Raw genomic sequence first — 18,435 nt, 5'->3', positions numbered from 1 at the left:
GGCTTCATCGCCGCTTCCTCGTTGTTGCATGCCGAAATGAATCGAGGCCCCAAATGAAAATCTATCTCCTCTCCCTCGGCGCCGGCCTTCTCGTTGGCATTGTCTACAGCCTCCTGAACGTTCGTTCGCCGGCTCCTCCTGTGATCGCGCTTGTCGGTCTGCTGGGCATCCTTGTCGGCGAACAGATCATTCCCTTCGCCAAGACGATTATCAACAAAGAGCCGGCCGCAGTCTCGTGGCTGCATCAGATCAAGCCACACATGTTCGGCCATTTGCCCAAGGGCACAAATCCCGCCGACATCAAGCCTTCCGACAAGGTCTGATACCTGCTCTCGCTCGAGGACGAAGATTATGGAAAACGCAACCGCCGACCTGATCCTGCATCACGGGCTGATCACCACGCTCGACCGCTCCAATCCGACCGCCAGCGCCGTCGCCGTCAAGGACGGCAGGTTCCTCGCCGTCGGCCACGATGCCGAGATCATGGCGCTCAAGGGGCCGGACACCAAGGTGGTCGATCTCAAAGGCAAACGTGTTCTTCCGGGCCTGATCGATAACCACACGCACGTCATCAGAGGCGGTCTGAACTTCAACATGGAGCTGCGCTGGGATGGTGTGCGCTCGCTCGCCGACGCGATGAACATGCTGAAGCGCCAGGTGGCGATCACACCTGCACCGCAATGGGTGCGAATCGTCGGCGGTTTCACCGAGCATCAGTTCACCGAGAAGCGCCTGCCGACCACCGACGAGATCAACGCGGTCGCGCCCGACACCCCGGTCTTCATCCTGCATCTCTATGATCGTGCCCTGCTGAATGGCGCAGCCCTTCGCGCCGTCGGCTATACGAAGGATACGCCAAACCCGCCCGGCGGCGAGATCACCCGCGATGCCCAAGGCAACCCGACCGGCCTGCTGCTTGCCAAACCGAATGCCGGTATTCTCTATTCGACGCTCGCCAAGGGTCCGAAACTGCCCTTCGACTATCAGGTCAATTCCACCCGCCACTTCATGCGCGAACTGAACCGCCTCGGCGTAACAGGCGTCATCGATGCCGGTGGCGGCTTCCAGAACTATCCTGATGACTATGCCGTCATCCAGAAGCTTGCCGATGACGGCCAGATGACCGTCCGCCTCGCCTATAATCTCTTTACCCAGAAGCCCAAGCAGGAGAAGGAAGACTTCCTGAACTGGACGGCTTCGGTGAAATACAAGCAGGGCACAGATTACTTCCGCCACAACGGCGCCGGCGAAATGCTGGTCTTTTCCGCTGCCGATTTCGAGGATTTCCGCCAGCCGCGCCCCGATATGCCGCCGGAAATGGAAGGCGAGCTGGAAGAGGTCGTGCGCGTACTCGCCGAAAACCGCTGGCCCTGGCGCCTGCACGCCACCTATGACGAGACGATCAGCCGCGCGCTCGACGTCTTCGAGAAAGTCAATCAGGATATCCCGCTCGAAGGCCTCAACTGGTTCTTCGACCATGCAGAGACGATTTCCGAGCAGTCGATCGACCGTATCGCCGCACTCGGCGGCGGCATCGCCGTGCAGCACCGCATGGCCTATCAGGGCGAATATTTCGTCGAGCGCTACGGCGTGGGGGCTGCCGAGGCCACCCCACCCGTCGCCCGCATGCTGGAAAAAGGCGTCAAGGTTTCCGCCGGCACCGATGCCACCCGCGTTGCCTCCTATAATCCCTGGGTGTCGCTCTCCTGGATGATCACAGGCCGCACCGTCGGCGGCATGGCGATCTATCCGCGCCGGAACTGCCTGGACCGCGAAACGGCGCTGCGCATGTGGACCGAAAACGTCACCTGGTTCTCCAACGAGGAAGGCAAGAAGGGCCGCATCGAGAAAGGCCAGTTCGCCGATCTCATCGTGCCGGACAAGGATTTCTTTGCCTGCGCCGAAGAGGAAATATCCTTCCTTACGTCGGAGCTGACCATGGTCGGCGGCAAGATCGTCTATGGCGCGGGCCACTTCGCCGAGCTCGATGATAACCCGGTTCCGCCCGCCATGCCCGACTGGTCGCCGGTACGCGCCTTCGGTGGATATGCCGCCTGGGGTGAGCCTGAGGGCGCCGGCAAGAACTCGTTGCACCGCCAGCTGATTTCCGCCTGCGGCTGCGCCAATGATTGCAATGTCCACGGCCATGCCCACGCCAATGCCTGGGGTTCGAAGGCACCGGTCTCCGATCTCAAGAGCTTCTGGGGTGCGCTCGGCTGCGCCTGCTGGGCCGTCTGAGGATCGATGCCATGCATGCCCTTGAAATCCGATTTGCGTCCCTCGCCCGCCCTCTTTTCGGCGCCGCCTTCATGCGGTTCATCGCCTACCTCGGCCTCTGCGCCGCCTATCTGCAGGGCGGCCTCAACAAGCTCACGGACTTTCCGGCCGCGATCGGTGAGATGACGCATTTCGGTCTCTCGCCTGCCCCGCTCTTTGCGGTATTCGTCATCATCCTGGAGCTTGTCGCCTCACTCATGATTCTTACCGGCTTTTTCCGTTGGCTGGGCGCACTCGCCCTCGGTGGCTTCACACTGATGGCCACCTTCCTCGCCCTGCGTTTCTGGGAATTGCCTGATGGAATGGAACGCTTCATGGCCGCCAATTCCTTCTTCGAACATCTGGGCCTCGTCGGCGGCTTCCTGCTCGTCGCCTGGCTCGATCTCAGGGAAAAAGCATAGGGCAACCTGCACCTAAGCATCACTTCCGCTGACCATTGCAAAAATGCTTCCTGACCCTGTCAGCACCGCGGTGCAAACCATCCGCCCCCAGGGCGTAGATCCTGCCAACCTCAGCATAGGACAAGTTCAATGCCGACGATCACAACCAAAGACGGAACGACGATTTACTATCAGGATTGGGGCAACGGCCAGCCGATCCTCTTCTCCCACGGTTGGCCGCTCTCGGGCGACGCATGGGAAGTGCAGATGCTCTATTTCGCCCAGCAGGGCTACCGCGTCATCGCCCACGACCGCCGCGGCCACGGCAAGTCCTCGCAGCCGTGGAACGGCAACAATATGGACCAGTATGCCGATGACCTCGCCGAGCTCATCGAGAAGCTCGATCTGAAGAACCTCATCATGATCGGCCATTCCACCGGCGGCGGCGAAGTCGCCCATTATATCGGCCGCCATGGCACCAGCCGCGTCGCCAAGGTCGTGCTCGTCGGCGCCGTTCCGCCGCTGATGCTGAAGACGCCTGCCAATCCCGAAGGCTTGCCGATCGAAGTCTTCGACGGCATCCGCAAGGGCACGGCCGGCGACCGCTCGCAGTTCTACCGCGACCTCACCATGCCCTTCTACGGCTTCAACCGCGATGGCGCCAAGGTCAATGAAGGCCTGCGCGAAACCTTCTGGCTGATGGGCATGGCCGGAGGCATCAAGGGCCACTACGATTGCATCCGCGAATTCTCCGAGGTCGATTACAGCGACGACCTGAAGAAGATCGACGTTCCGGCGCTCCTCATCCATGGCGATGCCGACCAGATCGTGCCGATCCAGGCTGCCGCCGAAAAGGGCATCAAGCTTCTGAAGAACGGCACGCTGAAGGTCTATCCGGGCGCCCCGCATGGCCTCGCCCAGACCGAAGCCGACAAGTTCAACGCCGACGTTCTCGCCTTCATCAAGGCGTAAACCGGGAGTAGCGGCCGGCCAGGCCGAAGGAGATCACGCAATGCTTCGTCTATCGTTAGCCCTTGTTGCCCTTCTCGGCCTAGCCGGTGCCCCGGCCTATGCCGCCTCGCCGCAATTCGGCGTCGGCGCGCAATATGATACGACCCATGTCTATGTTGCCCCCGGCGACGTGGACGCCTTCGCCAAAAGCTTCCTCGCCACTTTCGGCGGCACCAGCACCAAGCAGGTAACGGCAACCGTCACCCCGACGCCGAGCAGCACGACGTCGCAGCTTCTGCAGACACCCGTCGGTACTATCTCGCTCTTCGGCTTCAAGACGCCGATCCCCTATCCGTTCGGTGCTGAACGATCAGGCTATCTCGTCACCGATCTCGACAAGGCCATAGCCGCGGCAAAGGCCGCCGGCGCCGATGTCATCGTCTCCGCCTTCCCGGATCCGATCGGCCGCGATGCCGTCATCCAGTGGCCGGGCGGTGTCAACATGCAGCTCTATTGGCACACGACCACGCCAAACTATCCGGCCTTCACGACCATCCCGGAAAACCGCGTCTACGTATCCGCCGACCGCGTGGCCGCCTTCACCCATGCCTTTCTCGCCTTCTCGCATGGCAAGGTCGTCTCCGACGACGAGAAGGCGCCCGGCGCCGAGATTGGCCTGCCGGACAAGGCCTTTCACCGCCTGCGCATCGAATCCGTCTTCGGCCGCATGACCGTGCTCGTCACCGATGGCCAGCTGCCTTTCCCCTATGGCCGCGAAATGACCGGCTATGAGACCGCCGATCTTGACGCCACTCTTGCGAAGGCTAAGGAGAGCGGCGCTGAAATTCTCGTCGAACCCTACCAGTCCGGCGATCGCCGCGCCGCCATGGTGGAATTCCCAGGCGGCTATATTGCCGAAATCCACGCCGTCGCGGCACACTAGGCAAACGAATTCATAGAGGAAAAAACAATGCGCCCAGCCCTGCCCGTGCTCCTGAGCCTGACCGGCGGTTATGTAGATACAGCCGGCTTCCTGGCGCTTGGCGGCCTCTTCCCCGCCCATGTCACCGGCAACTTCGTGACGCTTGGCGCAGCGCTCACTCACGGCACGTCTGGCATCATCGCCAAGTTGCTGGCGCTGCCGGTCTTCTGCCTGACGATTCTCCTGCTGCGCTACCTCACCCACAATGTGCCGCCAGGCGATGAGAAGGGCTTGCGCATCCTGCTCGTGATCAAGCTTCTCTTCCTGATTGCCGGCGGCGCCTGCGCCATCTGGCTTGCGCCCTTTGCCAATCCGGATGGCCTGCCGCTGGTCGCGACCGGCATGCTGCTCGTCATCGCCATGGCGATCCAGAACGCCGCTCACCGCATCCATCTCGGCGCCTCACCGCCGAGCACGCTGATGACCGGCACCACGACGCAGATCATGATCGACCTTGCCGACCTCGCCCATGGCAGCGCCGGCGATCAGGCAAAACCGGTAAAGAGCCGCCTGTCGCGCATGGCGGTCGCCGTTTTTGCCTTCGCGCTCGGCTGCGGCCTTGCCGCCCTGCTTTACGCGACCGTTGGCACATGGTGCTTCGCCCTGCCGCCGCTCTTTGCGCTCGTCTCGGTCTGCTTTGCCTTCGCTGGCCCGCAGGCCGCTTAGGAGCAGCCCTTAGCCGCTGGTGTCATTGCCGGCCATCCTGGCCTCAGCCTCGGCAATGCGCTGTCGAAGCGTGATCTTCCGCGCCTGTATCTCAAGGGAAATGAGTTCGGAAATTGACCCATTGCGTCGCACCAAGGCGATCGTGCTCAATGCGGGGGCCGCAATGGCAGCGACGAAGATTCCGAAACCCGCACCATCCGGCAAGCCATTCCCTGCGACCAACATCGCGACGATGATCAAGAGGATCAGGTTGGCAAGAATGGCGATGATATGCATATGGCTCTCCCGGCAGCTAGCGAAACCATAGTTGAGGTGCGGGGTGACCACAACTCCAAGGCAGGCTTCGGACCAAGCCAAGCAAACCGCCTGAGGATAGCTGAGCGCCCGGGAATGAAAGCAGAACAACTTTCTGGTCTTTCCTTCCCGAATCACTACATTACGCGGCATGAGCAATAGTTTCGACGATATGCCCTTCTTCGACGAGGAGCCGGGCGATGCGCCGCGCAAGCCGCAGCAGCCTGCAGCACCTGTCCCAAGGGCGCCCGCTGCCGGCGGCGGCATTGCCGCCCGCGCCATGGCGGCTCGTGATGGCGGTCGCCCCGATTATCTCACCGGTCTCAACCCGGAACAGCGCGAAGCGGTCGAGACACTCGAAGGCCCGGTCCTCGTGCTCGCCGGCGCCGGCACCGGCAAGACGCGTGTTCTGACCACGCGCATTGCCCATATCCTTCAGACCGGCCGCGCCTTCCCCTCGCAGATCCTCGCCGTGACCTTCACCAACAAGGCCGCCCGCGAGATGAAGGAGCGCATTGCGCTTCTCGTCGGCGGTGCCGTCGAAGGCATGCCCTGGCTCGGCACTTTCCACTCGATCGGCGTCAAGCTTCTGCGCCGCCACGCCGAACTCGTCGGCCTGCGCTCCGATTTCACCATCCTCGATACCGACGATGTGATCCGCCTTATCAAGCAGATCATCCAGGCCGAAGGCCTCGACGACAAGCGCTGGCCGGCCAAGCAATTCGCCGGCATGATCGATACCTGGAAAAACAAGGGCCTCGGCCCCGCCGATATTCCGGAAGGCGATGCGCGTGCCTTCGCCAATGGCCGCGGCCGCGATCTCTATTTCGCCTATCAGAACCGCCTGTCGACGCTGAACGCCTGCGATTTCGGCGATCTGCTGATGCATCCGATCGCGATCTTCCGCAAGCAGCCCGATCTGCTTAAGGAATATCACCAGAAGTTCCGCTACATCCTCGTAGACGAGTATCAGGACACCAACACCGCTCAATATATGTGGCTGCGGCTTCTTGCCCAGCGGCCCAAGGGCGAGCCGCAGAATGTCTGCTGCGTCGGCGACGACGACCAGTCGATCTATGGCTGGCGCGGCGCGGAAGTGGACAATATCCTGCGCTTCGAGAAGGATTTTCCCGGCGCCAAGGTGATCAAGCTGGAACGCAACTACCGCTCGACCGCCCATATCCTCGGTGCTGCCGCCCATCTCATCACCCACAATGAAGGCCGCCTCGGAAAGACGCTCTTCACCGATCGCTCCGACCCTGACGACGCCAAGGTGCAGGTTCACGCCTCCTGGGATTCCGAGGAAGAGGCACGTGCCATCGGCGAGGAAATCGAGCGCCTGCAACGCGGCGATGCCGACGGCAAGAAGCATCTGCTGAACGACATGGCGATCCTCGTGCGCGCCTCCTTCCAGATGCGCGAATTCGAAGACCGCTTTGTCACCCTCGGCCTGAACTACCGCGTCATCGGCGGCCCGCGCTTCTACGAGCGCCTCGAAATCCGCGATGCCATGGCCTATTTCCGCCTGGTCGCACAGCCTGCCGACGACCTCGCCTTCGAGCGCATCATCAACACGCCGAAGCGCGGCCTCGGTGATACGACGGTGCGCGCACTCCACGATTATGCCCGCGCCCGCGATATCCCGATGCTCGCGGCCGCCGCCGACATGATCGAGACGGACGAGCTGAAGCCCAAGGCCCGCAAAGCCCTTTTCGACGTGATTCAATCTTTCCGCCGATGGCAGGAACTGCTTGAAAACACACCACATACCGAGCTTGCCGAGCAGATCCTCGAAGAGTCCGGCTATACGGATATGTGGAAGAACGACAAGAGCGCCGAAGCACCGGGTCGCCTTGAAAACCTCAAGGAACTCATCCGCTCCATGGATAGCTTCGAATCCTTGCGTGGATTTCTGGAGCACGTCTCCCTCGTCATGGATGCCGAGACGAACGAAAATCTCGACGCCGTCTCCATCATGACGCTGCATTCAGCCAAGGGCCTGGAATTCGACACCGTCTTCCTGCCCGGCTGGGAGGAAGGCCTCTTCCCGCATCAGCGCTCCCTCGATGAATCCGGCCGCGCCGGCCTCGAAGAAGAACGTCGCCTTGCCTATGTCGGCATCACCCGCGCCAAGCACCGCTGCCACATCTGGTTCGTCTCCAACCGCCGCATCCACGGTCTCTGGCAATCGACCATTCCCTCGCGCTTCCTCGACGAACTGCCGGAGACCCATGTGGAAGTCGCCGAGATGGAGCAGAATTACGGTGGCTACGGCCGCGGTGGCGGTTATGGCCAGTCGCGCTTCGACAAGGCCGATCCCTTCTCCAATTCCTATTCCACGCCCGGCTGGAAACGCGCCCAGCAAAACAAGACCGACGCCACCCGCGATAACTGGGGCAGCCGCTCCGGCCATGCCGTGGAGCGCATCGGCTACGGTGAAAGCGGCCCGCGCGGCCGCACCATCGAGGGCGAACTGGTGGCGAAATCCACCGCGACCGAACCCTCGCGCTTCGCACTCGGCGACCGCGTCTTCCACATCAAATTCGGCAACGGCTCCATCTCCGGCATCGAAGGCAACAAGCTGACGATCGACTTCGACCGCGCCGGCCAGAAGCGTGTGCTCGACGGCTTTGTGGAGCGGGTCTGACCGCTCCACTGCCTTGGCGCTTCGCCAGGAATCACAGGCCCAGCCGCACGCGCTTCTCCAGATGACAAAACGCCGCTTTGACCCAACTCGCAAATCAGCCTAGCCCGGTCATTGCCCGCCCATGAAAGGCAGGCCTCACAAGACCTTCAAAGGAGGTTCAAGTGACCAGTGTTTCAGCCCTGGGCAGCACGCTGACCCAGTATCAAGCCCCCCTCAACCCACTCGACAAGAACGGTGACGGCGTCGTCTCGGCAGACGAGCTCGCCGCCGCTTCCCAATCCTCAACAGCCAGCACCTCGTCCGCCGGCGATGACAATTCCTCCGGCTCCGATGTCGTCCAGAAGATCGCAGCTGATATTCTGGCGCTCATGCTCTCGCTCCAGAAGACCGATGACAGCGACGGCCAGTCCGGCACCGATGCCGATGGTGACGGCTCCAAGGGTGCACTCTCTGCCCTGGATTCGAACGGCGACGGCAAATTGACCACGTCGGAACTCCTTGCCGCCGACCCGCAGAAAATTGCCGCTGCTGGCGGTGACGATGATGACAGCGGCCTGATGGCCAAGGTCCTCACCGACATGCAGACTGCACTTCGCGCATACCAGGCGACCTACGGCACCTCGCCCGTCGCCGCCGGCGACAACGACCAGACGGCCTGATGCAATGAGGCTCCGCCGGGGGAGCCTCGCTGAACAGGCAATGCGCTTTCCTCAGTCGCAAAGACAACCTCCCTTCGCTAGCCGCTTGTGCTGGCTTGATTTATCGGAGAGGTTGCCGGCATGACTGATCATTCAACAACCGAAATGAACGTCTTGCGCCAGATCGGCTGGGATCATTGGGATCCTGTTGGTATCAGGCAAACGGACGATCCAGCCTGGCGTACTGCTGCAGCCGATGAATACGATTCCTGTCTCCTCCACGCTGCTGGCATGGTTCCTCAGGGCGCTTCACAGGAGGCAGTCGCGGCTTACCTCGATGACATCACCGTCATAAACATGGGGCTGGGATCTGTTAACGGTGCGATTTACGGCGCATCGGTTCGAACCGCCGACGCGATAGCCGCATATCTTCGAACCAAATCCAACGACATAAGAGATATCCGATGACGGTTATACCAACACTTCAAACCGAGCGCCTGATCCTGCGGCCTCCCGTGATGGAAGATTGGCCGGATTATCATGCGCTGATGATCTCCGATCGCGCGCTCTATATGGGCGGCCCGCATTCGACCAAAGCCGCCTGGGGCATGTTCTGCCATGACGTCGCCCTATGGGCGCTGATGGGCCACGGTGCCCTGATGATGGAGGATCGCGCCACGGGACAATGCCTCGGCCAGGTCGGCATCAATCACGGCCCGCTTTTTCCCGAGAAGGAACTAGGCTGGCTGGTCTATCCGCAAGCCGAGGGCAAGGGTTACGCCTATGAGGCAGCCGTTGCCTTGCGTCACTGGGCCTTTACGGTGCGTGGCCTGAAGACCCTGGTGAGCTATATTGCTCCTCCCAATGTGAGGTCGATCCGGCTCGCCGAGCGGCTGGGCGCCGTGCCGGATATAACGGCGGCGCGCCAGGACGGCGATCCCGACGATCTGGTCTTCAGGCATCCAACTCCATAGCTGCATGCATAAATCCTAATATAAAACGCGAAATACTTGCCGCTTTCGCGTATAACGCGAACGGTAGCAGAAAAATACGTTGATGCAGCCATTTGCCACTCTCGATACGAGAAATAGCACTTGCGCCTTGCCCCCCGGAAATCCACTAGTTGATTGTGCTGGCACCGGTCGGCATTTTGCAGGGCGGTATGCGTAAGGGATAGCTTGATGAAGGCGTTGCTGCTGGTCGATATTCAGAATGGCTTCTGTCCCGGAGGCAACCTGCCGGTTCTCGATGGCCATGAAGTCGTTCCCGTCGCCAACAACCTCATCGACAGCGGCAAATACGATCTCATAGTCGCCTCACAGGACTGGCACCCGGCGGACCACGGAAGCTTCGCCTCCTCCCATCCCGACAAGAACCCTTTCGAAATGGGCGAACTCTCCGGCAAGCCGCAGATGTTGTGGCCGGATCACTGCGTGCAACATACGCGCGACGCCGAGCTGCACCCCGAGCTCCACTCTGCCCAAATCGACCTCATCCAGCAGAAGGGCGAGAACAAGAACGTCGACAGCTACTCCGCCTTCCGCGACAACGATCAGTATGCCGTGACCGGCCTTGCCGATTTCCTGGTGGATCAGGGCGTCACCGAACTCGACGTCTGCGGGCTTGCGACGGATTATTGCGTAAAATTCTCTGCGCTCGATGCGCTGGAGCTGATCCCTGGCATCAAGGTCCGCTTCATCGAGGACGCGAGCCGTGGCATAACGCCCGAAGGTGTCGCCGCGGCCATCGACGAGATGCGCCAGAACGGCATTGAGATCGTCAACAGCGCCGATATTCTGGCTGCCTAATCAGCCGTTCTTTTCGCCTTCGCGCTCCAAGAGATAGATCTCCTCTCCGAAATCCTCCATCTTCTTCAGGAAGGCGGCGTGGGCATCTCTCAAGCCGCGATTATAGAAATAGGGTCCGATCTTCTCGGCGAAGAAGTCGAGCAGGAATTCGGCCGGCAGCGCGCCGATCGGATCGAGCTCACGGTCGAAATATTGCCGGATGCGCGAAACGATTTCCGCTTTTTCCTCTTTTGTAAATTCGATCTTCTTCATTGTCTCCCTCGCCTTGCCGGTGACGTAAACCGGTAACGCTTCAGCAAAATCGATTGATGAATCAAGGAAATTCAATTGCCGCAGCAGGTGAGACACCATAGAGGGAAATTTCAATTCCAACAGGACCTAATCCCATGAATCGCGCCGACTTTGTCGAAGGTTTGCGGGGCGGATTTGCCGTGGCGCTCGCTTCTGCCCCCTTCGGAGCACTGTTCGGCGCCCTTGCCGCCGAGCAGGGCATGTCGCTCTCCGAACTCACCTTCATGAGTGCCACCGTCTATGCGGGCGCCAGCCAGATGGTCGGCATCGAGCTCTTCGGCCATGATGTCCAGGCCTGGGTGATCGTGCTGTCGATCCTCGCCGTCAACTTCCGCCACGTGCTCTATTCGGCAGCCATCGCCCGCTACATCAGGCATTTCACGGCGCTCCAGAAGTTCTTCACCTTCTTCCTGCTGGTCGATCCGCAATTTGCCGAGACCGTCAAGCGTGGCGAGGCAGGTCAGCCCGTCACCTTCACCTGGTATCTCGGCTTCGGCATCATCATCTACATTCCCTGGGTCTTGATCAGCCTGATCGGCGGCATGCTCGGCTCCTTCATCGGCGATCCGAAAACGATCGGCCTGGATATCCTGTTGCCTACCTATTTCCTCGCTATCGTGCTCGGCTTCCGCAAGCGGGACAATTTCCTGGCCGTGGCGCTGACGAGCGCCGTCGCCTCGGTCATTGCCTATCATTTCGTGGGTTCCCCCTGGCATGTGAGCCTCGGTGCTGCAGCCGGCATCATCCTTGCCGCCCTCCTGCCCCTGCCCGCGGAGGAGCCTGATCTCGAAGCCGACGCCCTCAACACCGAAAACCACGAGGTCTGAGATGGAATTCGATCTCCACATGGCTCTCGTGATCCTCGCCGCAGCAGCCGCGACCTTCGCGACCCGCATCGGCGGCTACATCATGATCACCAAGATGAAGCGCATTCCGCCGCGCATGGAAGCGGCATTGAATGCCGTGCCGGCCGCGGTTTTGACGACGCTCGTCGCCCCCGCCCTCTTCATCGGTGGTTGGGATTCGAAACTGGCGCTCGCAATCGCCCTCATCATCGGTCTGCGCTTCTCGCACACCTGGATGCTCGTGGCCGCCTGGATCATCGTGATGACCTGGCGACACACGATCGGCCTCTGAACCGAAGGCCGGATATCCGGCCGCTCAGTATTCCAACGGCAACGTCGCATTCTCCAGCCATGCCTTGACGTCATGGTCGTGGATCAGCGGCATCAGCGCCTCGCGCGTCTGGCGGTGGTATTCGTTGAACCAGTGCAGCTCGTCATGCGTCAGCAATTCGGGGATGACGATGTTGCGATCGATCGGGCAGAAGGTCAGCGTCTCGAAGCCGAGCATCGGCATGTCGCCGCCGTCGATCGCTTCGGCTTCCCGCACATAGATCAGGTTCTCGATGCGGATACCGAAATGGCCAGGCCGATAGTAACCCGGCTCGTTGGACAGGATCATGCCCGGCAGCAGTTCCTGCGTCGAAAGCCGCGAAATGCGCTGCGGCCCCTCGTGAACCGAGAGATAGGAGCCGACGCCATGGCCCGTGCCATGCGCAAAATCGGCCCCTGCCCGCCATAGCGCGATACGCGCCAGCGGATCGAGGTCGCAGCCGCGCGTACCCTTCGGGAAACGTGCCGTGCTGATCTGGATCATGCCCTTCAGCACCAGCGTGAAGAAGCGCTTGTGCTCTTCGCTGACAGCACCGATGCCGACAGTGCGGGTGATATCGGTCGTGCCATTGATATATTGCGCGCCGGAATCGATCAGGAAGAGTTCGCCCGGCTGAATATGCCGGTCGGTCGCCGTCGTCACCCGGTAGTGCATGATGGCTGCATGTTCGCCGGCACCCGAGATCGTGTCGAAGGAAATATCCTTCAGCGGGTTCTGCATGCTCTGACCCAGCCTAGCGCGAGCCTCTTCCAGCCGTTCGGCGGCGCCAATTTCGGTGATCGTGCCGGGCTTGCTCTGCGACAGCCAGTAGAGGAATTCAACCATGGCTGCACCGTCCTGCAGATGGGCGGCGGCCGAACCATTGATCTCGACGCTGTTCTTCACAGCCCGCGGCAGCTTTGCCGGATCGACACCTTCCACGACTTCGCCGCCAGCCTTGCGGATGATCTCGACGAGCGCATAGGAGGCGATATCGGGATCGATGAGAATGCGGCCGCCATCCTTGGCAACCGCAGCAAGCTTCTCATCCAGCAGCGAGGGCGCAAGCTGGGTGGCGATCTGCGCGAGATAGGCTTCCGGCTCGATGCCGGTCTTGCGCTTGTCGAGGAAGATCTCCGCCTTGCCGTCGGCATGGATGATGGCGCGCGCCAGCGGATGCGGCGTATGCGGCACGTCAGCGCCCCGGATATTGAAGATCCAGGCGATGGAAGACGGATCGGCGATCAGTACCGCCCTCAGGTTCTTCTTGGCGAGATCGGCGGCAATGGTGGCGATCTTGTCCTTAGCGAGAATACCGGCCTGCGCCACGTTCTGGATGGTGACCGACCCAAGCGGTTCCGCCGGCCGGTCTGCCCAGAGCTTGTCGAGCGGATTGTGCGGCAGGAAAACCAGTGCGCCACCGATCTCCGACAGCGCCTTTTCGAGCTTGCGCACCTCGGCACCCGAATGCAGCCACGGATCGATGCCGAGCTTCAGCCCTTTCTTGCCCTGCGCAGGCAGCCAGACATGCGGCGGCTCGTTGACCAGATCGCCGCCTGTGAAGACGGAACCGTCCACCTGCTCGGCAAGCTGCGTCACGTAGCGCCCGTCGACATAGACGATCGCTTCCGTCCGGGTGATCAGCGCAATGCCCGCAGAGCCGGTGAAGCCCGTCAGCCAGGAGAGCCGCTCCGCGCAGGCAGGCACGTACTCGCCGTTATATTCATCGGCGCGCGGCACGAGGAAAGCATCGATGCCGAGCGCATCGAAACTGGCGCGCAGTGCGGAAACCCGTTCCTTGCCGAACTGCGGCGTGGAGGTGACTTCGAAAGACTGGAACATGCTGGAAACCCGAATGAATGAAACGAATCCGGTTAATGGGATAGCGGCCATGTTAGCGAATTTTCAGTCATTGGGGAGAAAAAGCGACGCGAAGCGCCTGGGAAGGCCTAGCCGCCCAATAATTTGGCAGAAATGTGTCTCGATGTGGGAAACTGGCACGCTTCATGCATTACGCGCATGGCTGCAATGAAACAAACCCTCTGCCACCGCATGACGGAATAGCTATATACAGCGCATCGAACGGTTCACGACGAACCATCAACAAAGGATTTTTTGAAATGACCGCCTCTCTCTCGCGCTTCGCTTACAGCAGCCCGGTACAGGCTGGCGAACGCCAGACTGTGCGTCACGTCATCGGTGCCCGCCGCCCGCAGAATGAGGATAGCCTCAAGGTGCTCGCAGCAGGCCAGCGTTCCACGCGCCACAAGGGCGCACCGAGCTACGCATTCTGAGCTTAAAGCCCTTCCGATCCTCCTCCCTCCACCGGACAGGCCTATCGGAATGTAGTAGTGCCCGCTCGAGCATCCTCCTCCTTCGAGCTCGCGGGCAAGACCGGATTTAAATGCCGGTCCAAGGCGGTGCCTCTGGCACCGCCTTTTTCTTGTTCGGAATTCCCTGAGATTACGGACGATCGAGATGGATCGTCACCCAGCCATTGCGCCAGATCGTGCGGACATGGCGAAGCTTCGCGCCATTATAGGCCGCAATCACCTTCCAGCGCTGGCTGGCAAGAATGCCTGATAGAATCACCGATCCACCCGGCGCCAGATTGGTGACGAGTTGCGGCGCCATTCTGATCAGCGGCCGCGCCAGAATATTGGCGATGATGAGGTCGAAAGGTCCATGCTCGGAAAAGGCGGTCGAATGGAAGCCCGGTGCAGTCACCGTTCTGATGCCGCTGGCAATGCCGTTGCGACGGACATTTTCAGCCGCGACGCGAACGGCGATCGGATCGATATCGGTTGCAAGCACGGGAATGTTGCGCAGCTTGCGTACCGCAATCGCCAGCACGCCGCTACCCGTGCCGAGATCCAGCGCATTGCGCACCTTGCGTGCCCGAACCACCCGGTCGATCACCTCCAGGCAGCCCGCCGTCGTGCCGTGATGGCCAGTACCGAAAGCCTGGCCGGCATCGATCTCGATGGCAATGTCGCCCATGCGCACCTTGTCGCGGTCATGCGAGCCATGCACGAGGAAGCGCCCTGCCCGGACGGGCTTCAGCCCTTCAAGCGATTTCGTCACCCAGTCCACGTCAGGAATGACCTCACGCGACAGCGCCGCATCGGGAAATGCCTGCGCCAACGCCTCTTCGACGCGGGAGCGTACATCGGCCTCGTCCTCCGCGATCATGTAGACGGAGGCTTCCCAGATATCTTTCTTCTCGTCGATCTCGGTCGTGCCGATGGCAAAATCTTCTTCGCCGAAGACCTCGCTCAGAAGGTCGAGGATTTCCTCGGCCTGCTTTTCAGTCGTCGACACGTAAAGGCGGATTTCACTCACGATAGGCAATCTTTCCGGTTGCGTCGCCCGCTACCGGTCGCGATGCTTTCAGCTGCCGGTCATCCCTTGGCGACGAGATTCTCAAGCTTCTTTATCGCCGTATCGGGGTTTTCGCCATAGGAGATCGTTCCCGAAAAACGCCCTTCGGAATCGAGCAGGAAGACAGAGGCCGTGTGGTCCATCGTGTAGTCTCCATCAGGATTGTTCTCGTCCACAGGCACCTTCTTGGCATAGACGCGGAAGCCCTTGATGACGTCGGCGATCTTGTCCGGTGGGCCAGAAATGCCCGTGATGCGCTTGGAAACGTTGGAGACATACTCGTTCATGATCTCGGGCGTATCGCGCTCGGGATCGACGGTCACGAAATAGGCCTGCAGCTTGTTGCCCTGGGGATCGACCTTCTCCATCCAGCCGTTGAGTTCGAAGAGCGTCGTCGGGCAGACCTCGGGGCAATGCGTAAAGCCGAAGAACAAGGCCGTGGGCTTGCCGCGCAGGGCCTGCTCCGTGATCGGCTGGCCACTCTGCGATACCAGCGTGAACGGCACGCCGAATGGGCCCTCAGCCACCACTTCCTTCGTCCGGCTCTGGTCCAGCGTGAACCAGCCGAGCACACCGGCAAGCAGCAGCACTGCGATCCAGACGGCGATACGGAAATTCTTCATGGTACTTTCCTCGATGCGCGGATGCCCCCATCCGTCTCGCCCGTGTGATTATAGTCGCGATCGCAAGCGCGCAATTCAAGAATGCGTTTTCTCACCCGTGATTAATTGCCCCACCTTGATGAATGCCAGATGCGGGCAAACGTCCTGCGAAAAAGTCGTACAAAGACGAATTATCGCACCTTTCTAACGGCTTGCCGCGGAGGCCTCGAAGCAACCCGAAGAAATACATCGTTAGGAAAGGCTTAATTGCGGATATCTATATTTAGTAATGCACACAGTGCTTCGGCGCTGTTCCGACATGATGTCGGCCGGAGCATGAACCGGATCAGCATAAAATCGAGGGAACTAAAAACCGCCTGGGGCGGAGGGTGGCTTTATGACAAATTCGACGGTTCGCAGAAACCTTTCGGTCGGCCAGCGGCTCTGGACGCTCGGCGGGGCTGCTCTCATCGGCTTCGGCTCGATGCTCGGCATCGGCTGGTACGAGAACACGCAGGTCGATACCGGCCTGCGCCGCGCTGACGAGATCCAACAGAGCATCGACATCATCAACGACATGCGCGTCGCCAATCTGACGCTGGTTCTCGCCGCCATGGACTCGATCGTCGACCGGGAAGAGAAGATCATCCAGCCCGACCGCCTGAAGATCGTTGCCGATTCGCTGGCAACCCTCTCCAGCGGCTCGAAGGAAATAGGCATGATCGCAGAGGAGCTGAAGGCCGGCGACCTGCTGAAGAGCTACGATTCCGATGTCGGCGCGCTTCGCCAGGCCATTCAGGTGGATCTCAAGGCGCTCGTCGAACAAGGCGCGTCCGATGCCGAATTCGACAAGATCGACGATCGCATCGACTCTGAAGGCGAAAAGCTCGCCGCCACCCTCGACAAGTTCGCCAGTGACGGCACCGTCGTTGCCCGCAAGCGCATCGAAAGCGCCAACGAGACCTCCCGCAGCTCGCTTGTCATCCAGATCGCGCTTGGCGTCATCGCCATCCTCACAATGGCTGCGCTGCAATATATCCATGGTGGCTCAATCCGCCGCGGCATCGTCACCGTGCGCGAAAGCATGCTGCGCATCTTGAACGGCGACCTGGCAAGCAACGTCGCCGGCAAGGAACGCGGCGACGAGATCGGCGAAATGGCCCGTGCCGCCGAAAGCTTCCGCCTTGCAGCCATCGAAAAGATCGATCTGGAAGCCCGCACCGAGACCGACCGCCAGCGCAGCGATGCCGAACGCCGCGAGCGCGAATCTGCCAAGCTTGCCGATACGGAAGCGCTGAACACCATCGTCACGGCGCTCGCTCAGGGCCTCACCCGCCTTGCCAACGGCGACCTGACAGCGAGCATCGACCAGCCCTTCCGCGACGAGCTGGAAAGGCTGCGTCAGGATTTCAACCAGACGGCCCTGCGCCTGCGTCAGGCGATGGGCGATATTGCCCTGAACAGCACGTCCATCCAGGCCAACAGCCACCAGATGCGCGCCGCCGCCGACGACCTTGCCAAGCGCACAGAGCAACAGGCCGCCTCGCTGGAAGAGACCTCAGCGGCGCTGGACGAGATCACCGCTACCGTCCGTAACGCCACCAGCCGCGCCGAGGAAGTCGGCAACATGGTCGCTCATACTCGCCAGAATACCGAGAAATCCGACGCCATCGTCGGCGATGCGATGGCCGCGATGGAGCGAATCGAAGGCGCCTCCCGCGAGATCGGCACGATCATCAACGTCATTGACGAGATTGCCTTCCAGACGAATCTGCTGGCACTCAACGCCGGCGTCGAGGCCGCGCGTGCCGGCGAAGCCGGCAAGGGCTTTGCGGTCGTTGCACAGGAAGTTCGCGAACTTGCCGGCCGCGCAGCAGGAGCAGCCAAGGATATCAAGACCTTGATCGGAAAATCCGGCGCCGAAGTTAAGATCGGCGGCGAATTAGTGACGGCTGCCGGCGAGGCTTTGCGCCAGATCGGCGAAGATGTTCTGCGTATCGACGGCCATGTTAAATCAATCGTAACCTCTGCGCGCGAACAATCAGTCGGACTGAACGAGATCAATACAGCCATCAGCCAGATGGATCAGGTGACGCAGAAGAATGCGGCCATGGTGGAAGAAATGAACGCCGCCAGCCACACTCTCGCAACCGATGCGGAAAACCTGACGCAGCTGGTACGGCAGTTCAATATCGGCGAGGGCATGAGCGCCCGTCAAACGCCGCGAGAAGCCCCCGCAGCCTCGCATCCGAAACCTTCACCCGCACGGCGCCTCATGGGCAAGGTCGCGGGCGCATTCACAGGCGGCGGCGCCGCCAGGACACTCGCCTCTCCGGCCGGAGACAACTGGGAAGAATTCTGAC

20 protein-coding genes are annotated in these 18,435 nt (G+C 60.9%); 15 read left to right on the top strand and 5 right to left on the bottom strand.

The features are described 5' to 3' along the window. Positions 1–53 precede the first annotated feature (53 nt). From ACR9ZQ_RS09940 to ACR9ZQ_RS09915, 6 genes are all read left to right on the top strand, one after another. A complete protein-coding gene (locus tag ACR9ZQ_RS09940) occupies positions 54–323 on the top strand; it encodes a XapX domain-containing protein (RefSeq protein WP_007814401.1) in 270 nt (89 codons plus the stop codon). Between the two features lie 28 nt (positions 324–351). Beyond that, a complete protein-coding gene (locus ACR9ZQ_RS09935) occupies positions 352–2,238 on the top strand; it encodes an amidohydrolase (RefSeq protein WP_481427673.1) in 1,887 nt (628 codons plus the stop codon). Between the two features lie 11 nt (positions 2,239–2,249). Continuing rightward, the gene (locus tag ACR9ZQ_RS09930; protein ID WP_481427672.1) at positions 2,250–2,678 is read left to right on the top strand and encodes a DoxX family protein; all 429 of its coding nucleotides are present in this window, start codon (positions 2,250–2,252) and stop codon (positions 2,676–2,678) included. 129 nt (positions 2,679–2,807) lie between these two features. Beyond that, positions 2,808–3,629: an alpha/beta fold hydrolase gene (locus ACR9ZQ_RS09925; protein WP_007814395.1), complete on the top strand. Its 822-nt coding sequence runs from the start codon at positions 2,808–2,810 to the stop codon at positions 3,627–3,629. A gap of 40 nt (positions 3,630–3,669) precedes the next feature. After that, entirely contained in the window at positions 3,670–4,551 is an 882-nt protein-coding gene (locus tag ACR9ZQ_RS09920) for a VOC family protein (RefSeq protein WP_481427671.1), read from the top strand. 27 nt (positions 4,552–4,578) lie between these two features. Then, complete coding sequence (locus tag ACR9ZQ_RS09915) at positions 4,579–5,256, top strand: YoaK family protein (protein ID WP_481427670.1); 678 nt, start codon at positions 4,579–4,581, stop codon at positions 5,254–5,256. Positions 5,257–5,265: 9 nt separating this feature from the next. Here ACR9ZQ_RS09915 and ACR9ZQ_RS09910 read toward each other — a convergent pair whose 3' ends face one another. Further along, positions 5,266–5,703: a hypothetical protein gene (locus ACR9ZQ_RS09910; RefSeq protein ID WP_310389387.1), complete on the bottom strand. Its 438-nt coding sequence runs from the start codon at positions 5,701–5,703 to the stop codon at positions 5,266–5,268. Here ACR9ZQ_RS09910 and ACR9ZQ_RS09905 point away from each other — a divergent pair. The 5 genes from ACR9ZQ_RS09905 to pncA all read left to right on the top strand — a co-directional run bounded on the left by ACR9ZQ_RS09905 (position 5,702) and on the right by pncA (position 10,643). Then, positions 5,702–8,197, top strand: coding sequence for an ATP-dependent helicase (locus ACR9ZQ_RS09905; RefSeq protein ID WP_481427669.1), 2,496 nt, complete (start codon positions 5,702–5,704; stop codon positions 8,195–8,197). The two genes, ACR9ZQ_RS09910 and ACR9ZQ_RS09905, sit on opposite strands and share 2 nt — an antisense overlap. A gap of 161 nt (positions 8,198–8,358) precedes the next feature. After that, the gene (locus ACR9ZQ_RS09900) at positions 8,359–8,856 is read left to right on the top strand and encodes an EF-hand domain-containing protein (protein WP_481427668.1); all 498 of its coding nucleotides are present in this window, start codon (positions 8,359–8,361) and stop codon (positions 8,854–8,856) included. 120 nt (positions 8,857–8,976) lie between these two features. Further along, positions 8,977–9,303: a hypothetical protein gene (locus ACR9ZQ_RS09895; protein ID WP_481427667.1), complete on the top strand. Its 327-nt coding sequence runs from the start codon at positions 8,977–8,979 to the stop codon at positions 9,301–9,303. Then, positions 9,300–9,809, top strand: coding sequence for a GNAT family N-acetyltransferase (locus tag ACR9ZQ_RS09890; protein ID WP_481427666.1), 510 nt, complete (start codon positions 9,300–9,302; stop codon positions 9,807–9,809). The genes ACR9ZQ_RS09895 and ACR9ZQ_RS09890 overlap by 4 nt, the downstream gene beginning before the upstream one ends. A gap of 207 nt (positions 9,810–10,016) precedes the next feature. After that, positions 10,017–10,643, top strand: coding sequence for a bifunctional nicotinamidase/pyrazinamidase (pncA, locus tag ACR9ZQ_RS09885; RefSeq protein WP_481427665.1), 627 nt, complete (start codon positions 10,017–10,019; stop codon positions 10,641–10,643). Here pncA and ACR9ZQ_RS09880 read toward each other — a convergent pair whose 3' ends face one another. Continuing rightward, positions 10,644–10,895 (bottom strand): DUF2164 domain-containing protein, encoded by a 252-nt coding sequence (locus tag ACR9ZQ_RS09880; RefSeq protein ID WP_037100225.1) that lies wholly within the window; start codon positions 10,893–10,895, stop codon positions 10,644–10,646. A 134-nt stretch (positions 10,896–11,029) separates the two neighbouring features. On the opposite strand from ACR9ZQ_RS09880, the gene ACR9ZQ_RS09875 reads away from it, so the two are divergent. Both ACR9ZQ_RS09875 and ACR9ZQ_RS09870 read left to right on the top strand, forming a co-directional pair. After that, positions 11,030–11,761: an AzlC family ABC transporter permease gene (locus ACR9ZQ_RS09875; protein WP_310389376.1), complete on the top strand. Its 732-nt coding sequence runs from the start codon at positions 11,030–11,032 to the stop codon at positions 11,759–11,761. 1 nt (position 11,762) lies between these two features. Next, entirely contained in the window at positions 11,763–12,071 is a 309-nt protein-coding gene (locus ACR9ZQ_RS09870) for an AzlD family protein (RefSeq protein WP_481427664.1), read from the top strand. Positions 12,072–12,095: 24 nt separating this feature from the next. On the opposite strand, the gene ACR9ZQ_RS09865 is transcribed toward ACR9ZQ_RS09870, so the two are convergent. Further along, entirely contained in the window at positions 12,096–13,931 is a 1,836-nt protein-coding gene (locus ACR9ZQ_RS09865; RefSeq protein WP_481427663.1) for an aminopeptidase P family protein, read from the bottom strand. A gap of 278 nt (positions 13,932–14,209) precedes the next feature. Between ACR9ZQ_RS09865 and ACR9ZQ_RS09860 the strand changes: the two genes are divergently transcribed. Next, complete coding sequence (locus tag ACR9ZQ_RS09860; protein WP_007814367.1) at positions 14,210–14,383, top strand: hypothetical protein; 174 nt, start codon at positions 14,210–14,212, stop codon at positions 14,381–14,383. Positions 14,384–14,552: 169 nt separating this feature from the next. On the opposite strand, the gene ACR9ZQ_RS09855 is transcribed toward ACR9ZQ_RS09860, so the two are convergent. Next, complete coding sequence (locus ACR9ZQ_RS09855) at positions 14,553–15,431, bottom strand: 50S ribosomal protein L11 methyltransferase (protein ID WP_481427662.1); 879 nt, start codon at positions 15,429–15,431, stop codon at positions 14,553–14,555. Positions 15,432–15,490: 59 nt separating this feature from the next. Then, complete coding sequence (locus ACR9ZQ_RS09850) at positions 15,491–16,093, bottom strand: SCO family protein (RefSeq protein WP_481427661.1); 603 nt, start codon at positions 16,091–16,093, stop codon at positions 15,491–15,493. Between the two features lie 376 nt (positions 16,094–16,469). Here ACR9ZQ_RS09850 and ACR9ZQ_RS09845 point away from each other — a divergent pair, with 376 nt between their 5' ends. Then, positions 16,470–18,434: a methyl-accepting chemotaxis protein gene (locus ACR9ZQ_RS09845; protein ID WP_481427660.1), complete on the top strand. Its 1,965-nt coding sequence runs from the start codon at positions 16,470–16,472 to the stop codon at positions 18,432–18,434. Position 18,435: the final 1 nt, after the last annotated feature.

This window comes from Rhizobium sp. KNZ14-9A (assembly GCF_056755015.1).
The sequence above is the reverse complement of the archived record's forward strand: the minus strand, read 5'-3'. Positions and strand labels throughout refer to the sequence as shown.

Bases quoted from the DNA above. Each gene is read 5' to 3' on its own strand.
- ACR9ZQ_RS09880 (WP_037100225.1), bottom strand. From the start codon at position 10,895: ATGAAGAAGATCGAATTTACAAAAGAGGAAAAAGCGGAAATCGTTTCG.
- ACR9ZQ_RS09860 (WP_007814367.1), top strand. From the start codon at position 14,210: ATGACCGCCTCTCTCTCGCGCTTCGCTTACAGCAGCCCGGTACAGGCT.
- ACR9ZQ_RS09920 (WP_481427671.1), top strand. From the start codon at position 3,670: ATGCTTCGTCTATCGTTAGCCCTTGTTGCCCTTCTCGGCCTAGCCGGT.
- ACR9ZQ_RS09895 (WP_481427667.1), top strand. From the start codon at position 8,977: ATGACTGATCATTCAACAACCGAAATGAACGTCTTGCGCCAGATCGGC.
- pncA (WP_481427665.1), top strand. From the start codon at position 10,017: ATGAAGGCGTTGCTGCTGGTCGATATTCAGAATGGCTTCTGTCCCGGA.
- ACR9ZQ_RS09875 (WP_310389376.1), top strand. From the start codon at position 11,030: ATGAATCGCGCCGACTTTGTCGAAGGTTTGCGGGGCGGATTTGCCGTG.
- ACR9ZQ_RS09925 (WP_007814395.1), top strand. From the start codon at position 2,808: ATGCCGACGATCACAACCAAAGACGGAACGACGATTTACTATCAGGAT.
- ACR9ZQ_RS09890 (WP_481427666.1), top strand. From the start codon at position 9,300: ATGACGGTTATACCAACACTTCAAACCGAGCGCCTGATCCTGCGGCCT.
- ACR9ZQ_RS09905 (WP_481427669.1), top strand. From the start codon at position 5,702: ATGAGCAATAGTTTCGACGATATGCCCTTCTTCGACGAGGAGCCGGGC.
- ACR9ZQ_RS09915 (WP_481427670.1), top strand. From the start codon at position 4,579: ATGCGCCCAGCCCTGCCCGTGCTCCTGAGCCTGACCGGCGGTTATGTA.
- ACR9ZQ_RS09935 (WP_481427673.1), top strand. From the start codon at position 352: ATGGAAAACGCAACCGCCGACCTGATCCTGCATCACGGGCTGATCACC.
- ACR9ZQ_RS09930 (WP_481427672.1), top strand. From the start codon at position 2,250: ATGCATGCCCTTGAAATCCGATTTGCGTCCCTCGCCCGCCCTCTTTTC.
- ACR9ZQ_RS09940 (WP_007814401.1), top strand. From the start codon at position 54: ATGAAAATCTATCTCCTCTCCCTCGGCGCCGGCCTTCTCGTTGGCATT.
- ACR9ZQ_RS09850 (WP_481427661.1), bottom strand. From the start codon at position 16,093: ATGAAGAATTTCCGTATCGCCGTCTGGATCGCAGTGCTGCTGCTTGCC.
- ACR9ZQ_RS09865 (WP_481427663.1), bottom strand. From the start codon at position 13,931: ATGTTCCAGTCTTTCGAAGTCACCTCCACGCCGCAGTTCGGCAAGGAA.
- ACR9ZQ_RS09910 (WP_310389387.1), bottom strand. From the start codon at position 5,703: ATGCCGCGTAATGTAGTGATTCGGGAAGGAAAGACCAGAAAGTTGTTC.
- ACR9ZQ_RS09845 (WP_481427660.1), top strand. From the start codon at position 16,470: ATGACAAATTCGACGGTTCGCAGAAACCTTTCGGTCGGCCAGCGGCTC.
- ACR9ZQ_RS09870 (WP_481427664.1), top strand. From the start codon at position 11,763: ATGGAATTCGATCTCCACATGGCTCTCGTGATCCTCGCCGCAGCAGCC.